Here is a 16,494-nt window from a genome sequence, read left to right as displayed (position 1 = left end):
CATATCAGCACTATTTTAAAACATAGCCTAATTTTTAATATCATAATTATTATTATTTAGTGTAAAACACTAAAACCATATAATTCATTATTATCTATTTTAGCATAATTTTGTTTTATTTTGAACTTTTTTGTCTAATTTACATAAGAATGGTTTAAAATAGATCTAATCTAATAACTTTTTCTTAGTTCCTAATGGATTAAAAACTCCACCACCTGAAACTAAAAACTTTGTTCATATTCCAAATATAGGTTGATTAATATCTCTATCATAAATTCCTTTTGTGCCTCTCAATGTATAATAAGATGATATAATTCCTAACATATTTCCTATATTAATATCTATATTAGGTTTAAGCGAATAAGTAATTTTTCCATTAATGTACTTTTCATATAACATATTGTATTTGTTAACTCCTATTTCAGTAAATATTGACCTTGTAATTAGCCCAAGATAAACTGATTGTAAAGCTGGAATATCTGGATTTGGCACATTATTTGAATTTGAATTATTGGTATATTTACTATAAATTAATTCAATTCCTTCTATTGTTGACATATATGAAAGGATAGAAGCGTATATACTTATTATTTGAGCACGTCTTTGTATATCTAATAATCTTAATTTTTCTATATCCTCTTCAGTAAAATTTATTCCATCATTTCTATCACTTGTATGTTCATTATTGCTTTTATTATACCTATAATAATTATTTTTGTAGTTTGAATTTTGTGCCACACCATCTCATCTCCCTTTACTTTATCTTCTTTATTTATAATATAGAATTAAATTTTTATTGGTGAAAGATTTTTTAAATTAAGTTTTTCATTATTTCCCCAACATATTTTCAATAATATTTTTTATATTTATATATATAATTTCACTATTATTTATAATTTAAATCAAACAAAAAGCAGTAAGTAAGATTTTGAAGTGCACCCCCAAATGTTAGACATATGATATATCATATGTAACATTTGGAGGTGCATTTCATTTCTATTACCTACTGCTTTATTAAACTATTTCTTCTATACTTAATAATATTGGATTTTTATTTTGAATTTTAATATATAATTTTGCCATTTTCATTTGTAAATCTTCTATAATTGTTCTTACTTTACAAATAAAATAATAATCTTCTATGCCATTAGTAATCACTGTTATAGGCTTAAATTCCCATCCTTTTATTCCATTTAAGGCTATACTTAATATTTTTTTATCTTCTATTGTAACTTCTTTTTTTATTTCTAATTCTTTATTTTCTTTTGCCATGCGATTACACATCCTCTCTAATAAATATATTATTATTAGTTTTTGTCAGCTGCTTGTCAATTATATTAAACATTTCTTAATATAATATTACAGTTTATTAATTTTTAAATAAGGCTCTGTTTTAATATAGTATTGATATTGTAGTACTTAATTATCTATTTTTTTAATTTATATTCCATTCCCCAGATTGTTTCTATATAATCTTCCTTATTATTTCCACTAGATAACTTAGTTCTCAATCTACTCACGTGTACATTTACAGTATTATCATCATCTAAAAATTCGTCTCCCCATATACTTTTAAAAATATTAGATTTACTATATACCTTATTAGGATTAGTTAATAATAATTCTAGTATTGCATATTCTCTTGCCGTTAGAGTAACTATAGTTTCTCCTATTTTTCCACCCTCCACAGTTTTATTACTCTAATTATACATTTATTACATATTCTTAAGAATAAATATGATTTAGAATATTTATAATATATTTATAAAAAAATATTATAAATTCTGTTTATATAGGTGTTTCTTTATAAATATCATAAATCTTATAGAAAAGGAGTTAATATATGAAAATATTATTAATAAAAGTAACATTAAGAGCTAGCTGGGTTCATTCTTTAAAGGAAAAAAGAATGGTTGTTAAAAGTATAATTCAAAAGCTAAAAAATAAATTTAATATATCCGTTGGAGAAGTTGATAATCAAGATATACATCAAACTATTGTAATTGGAATTGCTGGTGTTTGTAATACAAGTGCAATGGTAGATTCTACTTTTGAAAATATTATAAACTTTATAGAAGTTAATACCGATGCTGAAATTGTAAATATAGAAAATGATAAAGATGTGTTTTAAAATTAAATTCTTAAGTTCTAAACTCCTAAAATTCTAAAGATTTTTAGGAGTTTTATTTTTTGTATAATTTTTGTAATTTTATTAATTAGAGGTGAAGTGTAATTTATCATAAATTAAAAAAGGGGCTGCATCATAATACAAATCATTTAATGATATGATGTATATTCAAAAAAAAGAAATAGAAATAACATTTGTGGAAGAAGCATTGAAAAATAAGCTTAGAGTTTCTTAATTTGAAGGTGTTCCATAAATGATTGTCCTAATGCATATTAGGAGCAATCTTTTATGGGTACAACTTTAAATGTTAGAAACTATTAGGCATATTCAACAAAATAACAAGTCAGTATGCTAGTCTATTTTGTTTCATATGCCTTAGCGAAATTTTTCTAGTCTTCTTTAATAAATGTTATTTCTATTTCTTTGTTATTACTTCACTTGATAATTCTGAGACAACCCCTTTTTCAGTAGCCTGTCTTATAATGCTATTCTAGTTTTTTATTATATATCTTCTCCATTTGTCTCTATAACTTTTTTATACCAGTTAAAAGATTTTTTCTTACTACGTGCTAATGTACCTTTTCCATCATTGTCTTTATCAACATATATAAATCCATAACGTTTTTTCATTTCTCCAGTACTTGCACTTACTAAATCTATGCATCCCCATGGTGTATATCCCAATAGTTCTACTCCATCTTCTGTAATTGCATCCTTCATTGCTTTAATATGCTCTCTTAAATATTGGATTCGATAGTCATCATTTATTATTCCATCTTCTTCCACATTATCTACTGCTCCTAGACCATTTTCAACAATAAATAATGGCTTCTGATATCTGTCGTATAAAGAATTCAATGTAATACGTAATCCAAGTGGATCAATTTGCCATCCCCATTCGCTTGCTTCTAAATATGGGTTTTTCAATGTTGCAAATGCATTTCCCTCTGTTAAATTATTAACTGCTGGATCTGCACTTATTAGTCTTGATGAATAATATGAAAATGAAATAAAATCAACTGTGTTATTCTTCAGTAATTCATCATCCTCGTCTTCCATTTTAATATTTATTCCTTGCCTTTCCATCATTTTCTTGGCATATGTTGGGTATTCGCCTCTTGATTGTATGTCAATAAAGAAATAATTTTCTCTATCAAGCTCCATTGATCTCCATACATCTTTAGGGTTACATGTATTGGGATATGTATTACCTCCTGCCAACATACATCCAATCTTAAACTCAGGATTTATTTCATGTCCAATCTTAGTTGCCATTGCGCTTGCAACTAACTCATGGTGAGCTGCTTGATACTTTATCTCTTCCTTATTTTCCCCATCCTCAAATAAAATACCAGCTCCCATAAATGGTAAATGAAGCAACATATTAATCTCATTAAATGTTAGCCAATATTTAACTTTATTTTTGTAACGAGTGAAAACAGTTTCGCAGTATTTTGTAAAATGCTCTATCATTTTACGGCTCTTCCATGATCCTATTGTTTTTACTAAATGTATAGGTACATCAAAATGACAAATGGTTACTAAAGGTTCAATTCCATATTTGATGCATTCGTCAAATAATTCATCATAAAACTTTAACCCTTCTTCATTTGGATTACTTTCATCTCCATTCGGGAAAATCCTTGACCAAGATATAGATAAGCGGTAACATTTAAAGCCCATTTCAGCAAATAACCTTATATCATTCTTGAAATTATGATACATATCAATTGCTTCATGACTTGGATAATAATGTTCACTGTCACATTCAAGCATTTTCTTCATTCCTAATGCCACTGGTAAACGATCTTTACCAGCTGGTACTACATCTACTGTAGCCAGCCCTCTTCCACCATCTAAATATCCACCTTCACATTGGTTTGCAGCAGTTGCTCCTCCCCATAAAAAACCTTTTGGAAAACTCATATTTATTCCTCACTTTCTTCAAAAAGGAAGATTTGCATCTTCCTTTTTGAATTAATAAAATTATATAATTTATATGCTTGAATTAAATTACAACATTTAGTAAATCTTCTTCAAACGCAATATCTTCTGCATTTGTTTCTACTACATCTAAATACTGATTTGAATTTGTTACGATTACAGGAGTTATAATCTCATATCCTGCTTCTTTAATTCCTTTAATATCAAATTCTAATAATACTTGACCTTTTTTCACAGTTTCACCTTGTTTAGCCTTGGGTGTAAAATGTTTTCCTTCTAATTGTACCGTATCCATACCCACATGAATTAATATTTCTACACCCGCATTTGATGTGATTCCAAGTGCATGAGCTGTTGGGAAGAAAGTTGTTAAAACACCATCTACTGGTGAAACTATTTTTCCTTCTGAGGGTAATACAGCTATACCTTTCCCTAAAGCACCTTGTGCAAAAGCATCATCTTTTACTTCTGATAATGGTATAATTTTTCCAGTTAGCGGACTACTAATAATCTCTCTTGTCATTAATGGTTCGTTTGTTTGTTTGTTTTCGGTTGATTTTGCAGACTCGTTATCTTTGTAGATTATCATAGTTAGTACAAATGCAATTACACTGGCTATAGCTACACCAATTAAGGCAATATATACATGTGTCATATCTCCTGTTTTAGGGTCTATCATTCCTGGTAATTCAAATACTCCCATTCCACCCATAACGAATTTTTTAAATCCTTTTAATCCGTAAAATGCTCCTGCAACACTTGATGCTATACAGCTAATTAAAAAAGGTTTTTTCATTGGTAAAGTTATTCCATAAATAGCTGGTTCTGAAACACCACATATTGCTGATATAAATGCTGGAATTGTTAATTCTTTAATTTTTATATTTTTTGTTTTAAAGAAAATTGCTAAAACAACTGCTGCTTGTGTAAATACAGTTGAGAATGCAAGCATTAATACTTGGTCAAAACCAAGTGTAACCATATTATTTATGTAAATTGGGATTATTCCCCAATGCAATCCGAAAATAACTAGAATTTGAAAAGAGAAACCAATAACAATACCTGCTATAACAGGTGCCATATTATATAAATTAGAAACTCCTAGACCAACTAAATTAGATGCAAACGTGGCAACTGGTCCAATAACTAAAAGACCAATAACTAGAGAACATATTAATACAAGCATTGGCACAAAAAATGTTTTTATAACATTTGGGATAAATTTATTGAATAGATTTTGAAATTTTGATGCTATATAAACAATAAAAATAACTGGTAATACTGATGAAGTATAATCCATTGTAATAATTGGCAATCCTAAAAATTCTGAATACACATGTGATTCAAATATTGATCCCTGAAATATAATATAAAGTGGATCAACTACTGTTTTAATATTAGATGCCTGGATAGCTGGATAGCATAAAACAGCACCTATTACCAAACCAACAAAAGGTTTCAACCCAAACTTCTTTGCTGATGTATAGCCTAAAAGAATAGGCAAATACATAAATACTGTATCCCCTATGGCATTTAATATTAAATATATACCACTAGTTTTTGTATACAATCCCATTATAGAAAATAATATATTAAAACCTTTTATCATTCCTGTTGCACAAAGCACGCCTAAAATTGGTTGAAAGATTCCAGAGATAATATCAATGAACTTATCAAATAAGTTACCACCTTGTTCTTTGCTCGCACTACTTTCATCCGATTCTTTCATATCACTAACTTCCATTACTGTAGAATATACATCAGGTACATGATTTCCTATAACAACCTGATATTGTCCTCCACTTTTCATTACTGTAACAATACCATCTGTATTTTTTAATATCTCTGTATTTGCCTTATTTACATCTTTTAATTTAAAACGTAAACGAGTAACACAGTGAGTTAAACTATTTACATTTTCTTTTCCACCAATATTTTCAATAATTATTTTTGCTAATTCTTGATACTTTTTCATTTTTTTCTCCTCCATCTTTCATATTATAATTTTTAATTTATAATTTTCAATCATGAAGGTTTAGCCAACTTAATGTCACTATCCAATATCACTCTAATTTGTCATATTCCCTAGGAATTTATACCTCCTTTTTTTTATTATATATATCTCTCTAAACAGATGTTTAGGATTTATCTTTTAGATTCTTGTACAATTCGTGTAATATGAATTGTCAAATATAACTGCTCCTCATCTGATAAATCATATGCATATTTATCAGCAATAAAACTAGTAATCTTTTGCACGCATGCATATGCATCAGCATATTTAACTTTAATAACATCTAACAGTCCATCATCATTTTTATCTCTATATTCATTTCCAGTAAATAATCTCTGTGCAAAAAATTTTAGATGAGTGCAAAAACGATAATAATATACTGAATTTTCATCAAATGTTATGCTAAAATAATATGTCACAATTTTAGATATCTCATGTATTACTCCAGTAATATCATGTCCAATTGATATACCTTCCTCTAATTGTGCATTAACAATATGCAATGCAATAAATCCAGCTTCGTCATCTGGCAATCTAACATTAAATCTATTTTCAATCATATCTAAAGCTTTCATACCAACTATAAATTCATCTTTGTAAAACCTTTTAACTTCCCATAGCAAGGCATTTTTAACTAATACTCCATCTAAAAATCTCTGAATAGCCGTATATACATGATCTGTTAAAGAAATATAACTGCTCTCATTTAGTTTCTTTCCTAAACTTGTTTTTGCATATTCAATAATTTCATCTGATAATTTCATGTAATCTAATGGAATATTTGCTAGTAACTCTTGAAATTTACTTGACATACCTTCACTTGAAAGCTTGTATATTTTATCAATCATTTCATTTAAAACTTCATCCCCACATTTTTTATTAAATGCAATTCCTCTACCCATACAGATAATTTCATTGTTATTTTCATCAACACTAACTATTACATTATTATTTAATATTTTATTGATAAGCATTGGTTTCCTCCTCCGTATATAAATAAAAACCTATTTACAGAATTTTGTCTCTGTAAATAGGTTTAGCTTGCACTTAAACAATCACTATCCTTCTTTTACAAAATTATATCTCACAATAAACTTTCTGTCAACGTTTTCTAACAACTGCCTTAAAATAAAATTCAATTTGTCTGAATCACACATTTCATAAAAAGGTTCACAACAATAAAGACTATAACCCTAAAATTTATATTCCTAATTTTCTATATTTAAGTTTCTTTACTAATCTTTTAGCTGCATTTATTTCGTAGTCTTACTTGTTATAGCCTTCGCTCTGATTTTTTAAGAAATATTAATAGTATTGTAGTTTGTAAATTTCTCTAACTCCTTAATTTCTAAATGATGCAGCAAAATTTTCAATTGGATTATCTGTATTAAGATTTCTTGTCATGAATATAGGCTACAAGTGTATGGGGTTTAAAGCCCATCCTAATTAGTTGCTTAAATTTACTATATTAGCTTCATTTATATAATCCTCTATTATACTTTTGCCCATATTGAAATAGCTTTTGCACTTATCAATCACAATTGAATCACTGCTAACTACTCTTTCTAGATTTTCTAAAACAATATCTGCGTTATTAACTAATTCAACTTCTGTTTCAAAGCCCCATTGTTTAGAGTATTCTAGTATCTTAGATTTCAACTTACCAGAATTAGAAACTGGAGAATCTAAATAAAATCTAACTTCCTTTGCTTCTTTATCTTTTAAAAGCTCGCCTATTAACTCTAAGGCTATATCTGTTTTGTCAATTAACTTATACGTTCCTCGTAAGCCTGCCAAATCTCTAATATTTCCATCATTACCTGTAATTAAGGTTCCTCCAGATAAAGCTACTTCCAGTGTAATTATTAGGTTAAATGTATCTATCTGTATAATTCCATTACTCATCTCATTAATAGAAAGTTCTTTTTCTTTTCTTATTATTTGATTTTTAGTAGTACATGTAGAACGTTTTAACGCATCTCGTTGTCTTGTTGAAAATTGATATCTGTCTCCTACAAAAGTAACTACATTTTCTATTTTATACTCTCTATCTATTAACCACTTAATTTCTTTATGAGCTTTTCTTAATGTTATAAGTGATTTTTCTGAAAACCATCTTGTATCAGCTTCATCAAAACCTCTTTTAGATACTTTACTCATTTTATATACACAACCTTACTTAATTAGTATTTATTATTTATATCCTTATATATCCCCCTTCTCACTACTATGTATTCTAGTAAGATAAGTATATTAATTATTGTTATTTTGTTTCATATGCCTTAGCGAAATTTTTCTAGTCTTCTTTAATAAATGTTATTTCTATTTCTTTGTTATTACTTCACTCGGGGTCCATTTTATTCTGAGACAACCCCTTCTCACGAAAGTATTATCCATATACTATATTATTAAAATATTTTTATTTACTAATTTTTCAGAATAAAGTTCGCGCACCACGTTCCTTCGGAGAAATATTTATAAATAAAAAAACGCTACTACAAAATGATTTTAAAAAAACATTTTGTAGTAGCGTCTTTTTATTTAAGCTATGTAACAATATCAACACAATTTTAAAACAGAGCCTTTAATTATATTTTTAATACTCTATATATGTTCATTTATACTCTTTTCTTGCTTTTTTGAAAATACAACTGCTGCGCCTATAAGCATTGCACATATTATCGTATATAAAATAAATAATGGATTAGATATACTTCCTAATGCAATAATAAAAGAACCTACTATAGCCATTATCGGACATACAATTCCTCTAAATTTACTCTTAATTTCTTTTCTTAATCCCATTTTTAATACCTTATAATATAAAAGTACATATAACACATAGTTCATTGTAATTGCTATTTCTGAAATATCTGAATTTGGTAATAAACCAAACTTCTGAGTTAAATAATGTGCAACCACTAATACAGAACAAATCCCAAGAGAAACAAAAGCTGAAATTAAAGGAATACCTAGTTTTTCATTCATTTTAGATACTTTATTAGAATATGGAAACATTTTTCTTTTAGCTAAAGAATATGGCATTCTTGACATTCCTAATACTAATCCATTAGTAGCACCTAAAATTGAAATAATAACAAATATTAATACTATTTTAGCCCCCATAGGTCCAAATAAATTAGTTGCTACAAAATTAACATGAGCATCTCCTAAATCCATAATTTTTTCTGGTCCTACATATATTGATATTCCTACAAAATATAATATATATATAACTAAAATAACTATTGGTGCTACAATTAATGCTATTGGTAAATTCTTTTTAGCATCTTTTATTTCATGTCCAACAGCTGTAGCTATTATCCATCCATCAAAAGAAAATGATATTGGAGCTATTGCTGAAATCCAAGCAAATGACTGCATGTTGGTAATATCGGTTGACTTTATACTACTAACATCCCCCCAAACTAATCCAATAACTGCAATCATTATTAAAGGTATTAATTTTATCACTGTAGCTAAATTTTGAAAATATCCTCCTAATTTAGCCGATAGCATATTTAGTAAAAAGAAAACTAAAATAGCACATACGCCTATACCTATTTGCTTTTCTAAAGTTCCTTGGATTTCAAATAACATACATGTATATATTCCTGTTACCCATCCAACAACTACTAGCAATGCTGGATAATAAATAAATGTATGCATCCATCCAAATGAACAAGCAACTGCTTTGCTATAATATTCCTCTGCATATGCTATTATTCCACCTTCTTTTGAGTTTCTTGATGCTAACTCTGCAATCGTTAAACTACCAAATATAATAGCTATTGATGCAATACAAAAAACTAAAATTCCTAGACTAGTACTTCCTCCAGTGGCCACTAATATATTATCACTTTTAAAAAAAATTCCTGATCCAATAACTATTCCTATAATCATGGTTATTGCAGTAAACAAACCATATTCATTTTTTTTCATAATCACCTATTCTCCTTCACGGCTTATCATTTGTTGTTTAATTTACAAAACTACTATTTTTTTGCATTTCCGGTCTATGATATCATAGACTTCCCCTTTATTCAATGTATATCTTACTTTAACAAATATCATTTTCACTCCTATTTCAGGCAATTTTACTTATAACTTTTCTTGTAGCTTTTGTTGCGATTTTAAAATAATCAAAAATATCCTTCCGCCTTTCCCTCTATATATTTCATCTTAATTAATTAAGAATATATAACTTTTTTGTTATTAAACTTATGTTTTAAATTAACAAATAATTTTAATACTAAACTGTAATTTTATAATTAATTTATTTCTATAAATTAAAAAAATCGCATAACATAGTTATACGATTTTTTATATGGTGGAAACAAAGCATACACTTCAAAACCAACATTTTAATCTTATTATAATGATTGTCAAAATTAAAACTACAAATTAAGATCTATTTTATTTTTGCCTTCCTTATAATGATTTAACTTATGAGTTGCTGGGCCCTCTAGAATTTCGCCATCATAGGTAAACCTTGAGCCATGGCAGGCACAGTCCCATGATTTTTCTGCATCATTCCACTTTAATTCACATCCAACATGAGTACAAGTAATATCAACTATATGTAATTTACCCTCATCATCCTTATATGCTCCATATTTATCACCATCTAATTTAACTATTTTTCCTTCTCCACATTTAATATTAATTTCGTTTTCACCAGACTTAATTTTGCTTATTATAAGTTCTTTTGCTACATCCAAATTCTCAGTAAATAGTTTTTTGTAAGCAGTTACACTAAAAGGCCTTGAAGGGTTAAACACTTCTTCCCAAGGATTAATTTTACCTAAAATTTTATCAGTAAGCAAACGTGCAGCAGCTGTTCCATTAGTCATTCCCCACTCGCCAAAGCCTGTTGCAACATAAATGTTTTCTTCTAGAGCTGTTAGGTTTCCTATATAAGGTACATTATCTAAGGTTATATAATCTTGAGTTGACCATCTATAAAGAACATCTTTAACATTAAAAATTGATTGTGAAAATTCCTCTAGATTATCATAATGTTCCTTAAAACTATCCCCATGAGCAGTCTTATGTCCTTCCCCACCCACTAGTACTAATTGATTTTTTCCATCATATTGAGCTCTCAAAGAGCGTCCAGGATCTTCAGCATTAATAAACATTCCATTTGGGAACTTTTCTTTTATACTTGTAGCAATAACATAAGATCTTTGTGGTCTAAGTCTTGTTAAATATAATCCCTTGCCATCATAACATGGAAAGTGAGAGGCAATAATAACCTTTGATGCTATTACCTTTTTACCTTTATTAGTAATAATAGTAACTAAATTTCCTTTTTCAATTTCAACTGCTTCTGTATTTTCAAATATGTGACTTCCATCTCCAGGTATCTTCTCAGCTATTGGTAGTAAATACTTTCTCGGATGAAATTGAGCCTGATTTTCAAAAACTAAAGCTGATTCGATGTTTAGATCAATTGGTAACTTATCTATACACTTTGCTTTTATTCCTATCTTTAAAGCTGCCTCAGTTTCTTTTTCGATATCTTTAATATATTCTTGTTTTCTTGTGTACATGTATGCTGGGAGTCTCTGAAAATCACAGTCTATATTAAGTTCATTTGCTATATTTTCAATAAATCCTATTGAGGATTCATTAGCATCAGCATATTGTTTTGCAAAATCTATCCCCATTGAAGTTATTATTTTATCATATATTAAATGATGCTGAGAAGTTATTTTTGCAGTAGTAAAACCAGTAGCTCCTTGAATAATTCTACTTGCTTCAATAATAGCAATTTTTGTTCCTTCCTTCTTTAAAAGATAACCTGCAGTTATACCAACAATTCCGCCTCCTATAATTGCCACATCTACCTCTATGTCTTCGTCTAAGGAAGGATAATTTGTTTCTGGTGTTGACGTTATCCAATAAGATTTTAAATACTCACTAATATTTGGGTTGTTATTATTTAGTTTATTCATAAAAATTCTCCCTTTACCATTTAATAATAGTTAGTATTTGATACTTATATAAAATTATTCATACAACTATTATACATAGGAATATAAAATGGTTTATTTCTTATACCCTTTTTCTAAAAAATATTTTTCAACTTCTTAGTTGACTATTATTAGCTGGTCTAAAAGAAAAATTCCCTCAAACATCAGTCTGAGGGATAATTAAAAGACTTTTCTTTATGCACCAATTAGTTCTCTTACAAAATCTGTTTTAGGATTTTCTTTTATTTCAGATGGAGGCCCAACTTGTATTATCCGACCCTTGTCCATCACAAGTACTATAGTTCCAAGCTTTAATGCCTCTTTAATATCATGAGTAATAAATACAATTGTCACATTAAGTTCTTTATAAATGCGTAATATTTCTTCTTGTAATAACTTTCTAGTTATTTCATCAACTGCCCCAAAGGGTTCATCCATAAGTAATATATCTGGAGAAGCAGCTAAAGCTCTTGCAAGACCAACCCTCTGACGCTGTCCTCCTGAAAGTTCACTTGGATAACGATCTAGCATCTCTTCACCTAACCCAACAACTTTTATTAGCTTTTCAACTTTGGATTTTATTTTATTTTTATCATCTTTCTTTATTAAATTCGGTACATAGGCAATATTTTTCCTTATATTCATATGTGGAAATAATCCAATTCCCTGAATAACATAACCAATCTTTCGTCTTAATCGAATCTGATTAACACTTGATATATCCTCTCCATTTACATAGACTTTACCACTATCTGGTGTAAGTAATCCATTAATGAGCTTTAGTACTGTAGTCTTACCACAACCTGAACTACCTATTATAGTTAAAAACTCACCTTTATTTATACTTAAATTGAAATGATTTAATATTAGATTATTACTATATCCCTTTGAAACACCTTTAAGCTGTATAATTACTTGATTTTCCATAAATATTTCTCCCTATGATATTATTATTTTAATAATCCCTTACTGCTTAGAAATTCTTTTGCCACTTCTCTTTCATCAAGACCATCTGCCTCTACTTTATTATTTAATACAGCCATTTCTTTATCTGTTAAAATGTTTTCCATTTTCATTAAAACCTCTTCTAATTCTGGATGTTCTTTAAGTACATCTTTACGTACAACTGTTCCACAATAATATGTTTGGTAGAAATTTTTATCATCTTCAAGTACTACAATATCAGAAGTAGCAAGTTGTCCATCTGTTGTAAATATATTCATTACATCAATTTCCTTAGAATTTATTGCTTGATATTTAAGACCAATATCCATATCTATTGCCTTTTTAAATTTTAATCCATAAGTGGAACATAATGCATCATATCCATCTTCTCTTTCATAGAAATCATATTCTGCTCCAAATATAAGCTCTGATGAATATTTTGCAAGATCAGAATAAGTTTTTATATTATACTTTTCTGAGATATCTTTCCTTATTACTAATCCATAAGTATTATTAAATCCATATAGTCCAACCCATTTTAAGTTGTACTGATTTTCGTATTTTTCTGTAAGACCTTTATATAATGTTTTATCATCTGGAATCCCCTCTTCTTTTAGTACAAAACTCCAACCAGTGCCCGTATATTCTGGATAAAGATCAAAATCACCTTTTACAATAGCAGGATGAATATTACTTGTTCCACCTCCTACTCCCTTAGTTATTTCAACTTTAAAATCAGTATTATCTTCTATAAATAATGCTAACATCTCGCCTAAAATAAATTGTTCAGTCATTGGTTTAGTGGCAATCTTAATCTTTCTACCATTATTTGAACACCCTACCAGCGAAATTACCGAAGTAAATACTACTACTACTAACAAAACCTTTTTATAATACCTATTAAATTTTTTCATTATACTAACTTCCATCTCCTTTTAATGATTTTTTCAATACTCCCAATAATAAAATCAACTATTAATGCTAATAAAGCTATTAACAAACTCCCTGCAATTGTCATAATTGTGTTATTTGTTGTTATACCCCTATAAATAGCTATTCCAAGTCCACCTGCTCCAATAAAAGAAGCAATACCTGCAAGCGCAATTGTCATAACTACCATATTTCGAAGTCCTGACAAAATTACTGTAGTAGCTAGAGGAAGTTTAACTTTATATAATATTTCAAAAGGTGTACTCCCCATCCCTTTAGCCGATTCAATTATTGAAGAATCTATATTTTCTATCCCTGTATATGTATTTCTAACCATTGGTAAAAGTGCATAAATTGTAAGTGCTATTATAGCTGTTGTATTTCCAATCCCTGAAAATGGAATTAGGAATCCAAGAAGGGATATTGATGGAATTGTATAAACAAAATTTGTTATCCCAAGAACAATTGATGATGTTTTTTTATACTCACTAATTAAAACCCCTAATATTAACCCTAATATGGATGCTATTAATATTGATAGTCCTGCAATTTTCAAGTGTTGCATTATTAACTTTAAGAAAAAATCCCACCTATCAATATATAACTGAAATACTTCTCTAATCATTTAAACCTCCAAAATTTCTTTTAATTATCAATTATCTTTTATACTAATTATTAATATAATTAGGCTCAATAAATCCTTCTTTACTACATTATTCTTTAAATAAGAATAAATTCCCTAAAAATTACTTTTAGAGAATTAATATCCTTGTTTAATACTAATAAATATTTTATTCTATAGAACATTTTTTACATAATAGCAAAATAACCTTACATCCAAGTTTATATTTTTTTATATCTACAATTATTGCTTTTATTCTATTCTTACATTTAGTCTTCTGCTTTTTATTTTTATCGTTTTTTAGTTGTGGTATCGGATTTCTTTATCCTTAATTAGAGATTGTCCAAAATAAAGTGGTTAATCCAAGTGTACGCTTCAACCTTTGTCAGACAAGCAGAAATCATAAGTTCATCATATATCTAACAAGTATTCTTGTGAGATCATAATATTATCCCGTGTGAATCAAACTATCAGGACAAAATCATGAAGTAAGTATTTTAAAAATAATTTAGGAAGTGCTTTAATTTTATAAATTATCTGTTTTCTTCAGTGACCTGTTTATACACTTTTGTTTCTACAAAGATTTCGTCTTTTAGTGGATTGAGTTTGTTTTTGCGAATCTTATTAAACTGATAAACTGCTAGTACAACATTTGCGATTAATGACAAGAAGCTTAAGATAAAAAATGCAATTGGATTATGGGTAGTAGCTACAGGAGCTATGCGGTCTGCAAACGAAGGTACTGTCATGACAAACATAATCCATAAGGCAAGAGTCTGCGCACGATGCTGCAACCACGCTCCTTTTTTGATAAAAAAAGCAGGTATGGTGCAGGAAAGCAACAAGGCCAAGCCACAGTAAAATGAATGATCAGCTATACAATTGTAGGTATAAGCGAAATTCCACAAATCATAAGCTATAATCCAAGGCCAAATCATATCAGGCCAAATCATATCTTTTGTTTTGTCTTTAGAAATAAAAATACCAACCCAGCCACAGATGGTAATGATGTTAAGTAGTCCAGCTATACCATTCATGATATTCCATGGTCCTGACATTACCCAAAGATTGTCTATATATGATCCATTCCATGCACCATATGTAAAACATTGAAAATCACGAAGAGCTGCTTCAAAAATATTAATTGCCAAGATAAAAGGTGGAAAGCATAATGGCCACTTCTTTTTAGTAAGTGATGGAATATAGCGAATAGCCATAAAACCAAGACACCCTGCAATGGCTGAATAGGTTTTTACCCAATTAAACCAATTGCCAGTACCATATTCATTTCCTGGGGCTGCAGTTGTTGGCCAAACAAAGATAGTTAGCCCTATAGGAACAATTAGAAAAAGTATAAGTCCGCCCCATTTTGTAGAACGACCAAGCTCATTAAATGCCATTAAAGCAAAGAAAACAAAAAACCAAATTCCCCAACCAGTAAAATTTGTTGTTTCATACAAAAAACCCATAACATTTTACCTCCATAAAAATAGCATTCCACATAACTCTAATATTCTTGTCTGCCACAAATCATTTAACGTATGAATATTTGTGAACTTGGTGTCTTTTTTTATCTATAAGTATAATATATATTATATAGCGTTTTTTATGTCAATTATTTTCAAATGATCAATTTTAAACCATTGGAATTATTTATATCAAAATAATAGGTATAAGAAATATTTTTATTATGTTAAATTTGAATAATGATGTTTGAATTTGCTTTTCTCTTAGGTCGATTTTAGTAATCTTAAAGCATTGTGCATATAAATAAAATTATGGATATAATGCTGATGAAATGATTTTAGAGATAAAAAAAGAAGAAGACCCTCTTTAGCGGCCCTGTAAATAATTTTGTGTAAACTGAATAAAATGAACTTCTTCTTGGCAATAATTGAGATAACAATTTATTACAAGAAGGAGTTTTTTTATA

General features: G+C 28.5%; 13 protein-coding genes and 1 pseudogene. 1 reads left to right on the top strand and 13 read right to left on the bottom strand.

The features are described 5' to 3' along the window. Positions 1-234 precede the first annotated feature (234 nt). The 3 genes and pseudogenes from BM027_RS00070 to BM027_RS00060 all read right to left on the bottom strand — a co-directional run. Positions 235-738: a hypothetical protein gene (locus BM027_RS00070; RefSeq protein ID WP_090087284.1), complete on the bottom strand. Its 504-nt coding sequence runs from the start codon at positions 736-738 to the stop codon at positions 235-237. A 276-nt stretch (positions 739-1,014) separates the two neighbouring features. Then, positions 1,015-1,272: a hypothetical protein gene (locus BM027_RS00065; protein WP_090087281.1), complete on the bottom strand. Its 258-nt coding sequence runs from the start codon at positions 1,270-1,272 to the stop codon at positions 1,015-1,017. A gap of 155 nt (positions 1,273-1,427) precedes the next feature. Then, positions 1,428-1,676 (bottom strand): annotated as a pseudogene (locus BM027_RS00060) (winged helix-turn-helix domain-containing protein); the annotation flags it as partial. A gap of 167 nt (positions 1,677-1,843) precedes the next feature. Between BM027_RS00060 and BM027_RS00055 the strand changes: the two are divergent. Further along, positions 1,844-2,131: a DUF503 domain-containing protein gene (locus BM027_RS00055; RefSeq protein WP_090087274.1), complete on the top strand. Its 288-nt coding sequence runs from the start codon at positions 1,844-1,846 to the stop codon at positions 2,129-2,131. A gap of 498 nt (positions 2,132-2,629) precedes the next feature. Here BM027_RS00055 and BM027_RS00050 read toward each other — a convergent pair whose 3' ends face one another. The 10 genes from BM027_RS00050 to BM027_RS00005 form a co-directional block, all read right to left on the bottom strand. Then, positions 2,630-4,054 carry a 6-phospho-beta-glucosidase gene (locus BM027_RS00050; protein ID WP_090087269.1) on the bottom strand — a complete coding sequence of 475 codons (1,425 nt, stop codon included), beginning with the start codon at positions 4,052-4,054 and terminating at the stop codon, positions 2,630-2,632. An 82-nt stretch (positions 4,055-4,136) separates the two neighbouring features. Then, positions 4,137-6,047 (bottom strand): beta-glucoside-specific PTS transporter subunit IIABC, encoded by a 1,911-nt coding sequence (locus BM027_RS00045; protein ID WP_090087265.1) that lies wholly within the window; start codon positions 6,045-6,047, stop codon positions 4,137-4,139. 170 nt (positions 6,048-6,217) lie between these two features. Then, positions 6,218-7,060, bottom strand: a complete 843-nt coding sequence (licT, locus tag BM027_RS00040) for a BglG family transcription antiterminator LicT (protein WP_090087260.1) — start codon at positions 7,058-7,060, stop codon at positions 6,218-6,220. Between the two features lie 472 nt (positions 7,061-7,532). Then, positions 7,533-8,246, bottom strand: coding sequence for a DUF434 domain-containing protein (locus tag BM027_RS00035; RefSeq protein WP_090087257.1), 714 nt, complete (start codon positions 8,244-8,246; stop codon positions 7,533-7,535). 444 nt (positions 8,247-8,690) lie between these two features. Then, complete coding sequence (locus tag BM027_RS00030; protein ID WP_090087254.1) at positions 8,691-10,028, bottom strand: APC family permease; 1,338 nt, start codon at positions 10,026-10,028, stop codon at positions 8,691-8,693. A 455-nt stretch (positions 10,029-10,483) separates the two neighbouring features. Then, a complete protein-coding gene (locus BM027_RS00025; RefSeq protein WP_090087250.1) occupies positions 10,484-12,046 on the bottom strand; it encodes an FAD-dependent oxidoreductase in 1,563 nt (520 codons plus the stop codon). Positions 12,047-12,259: 213 nt separating this feature from the next. Further along, positions 12,260-12,991: an ATP-binding cassette domain-containing protein gene (locus tag BM027_RS00020; RefSeq protein WP_090087245.1), complete on the bottom strand. Its 732-nt coding sequence runs from the start codon at positions 12,989-12,991 to the stop codon at positions 12,260-12,262. A 23-nt stretch (positions 12,992-13,014) separates the two neighbouring features. Beyond that, positions 13,015-13,923, bottom strand: a complete 909-nt coding sequence (locus BM027_RS00015) for a glycine betaine ABC transporter substrate-binding protein (protein WP_090087241.1) — start codon at positions 13,921-13,923, stop codon at positions 13,015-13,017. Further along, positions 13,923-14,564 (bottom strand): ABC transporter permease, encoded by a 642-nt coding sequence (locus BM027_RS00010; RefSeq protein ID WP_090087237.1) that lies wholly within the window; start codon positions 14,562-14,564, stop codon positions 13,923-13,925. Before BM027_RS00010 ends, BM027_RS00015 begins: the two co-directional genes overlap by 1 nt. A gap of 530 nt (positions 14,565-15,094) precedes the next feature. Then, entirely contained in the window at positions 15,095-16,030 is a 936-nt protein-coding gene (locus tag BM027_RS00005; RefSeq protein ID WP_090087232.1) for a DUF5692 family protein, read from the bottom strand. Positions 16,031-16,494 lie beyond the last annotated feature (464 nt).

Origin of the sequence: Clostridium uliginosum, assembly GCF_900112485.1 — a bacterium.
GTDB classification, from domain to species: Bacteria; Bacillota; Clostridia; order Clostridiales; family Clostridiaceae; genus Clostridium; species Clostridium uliginosum.
Note: the sequence above shows the minus strand (reverse complement) of the source record. Positions and strands in the feature narration are given on the sequence as shown.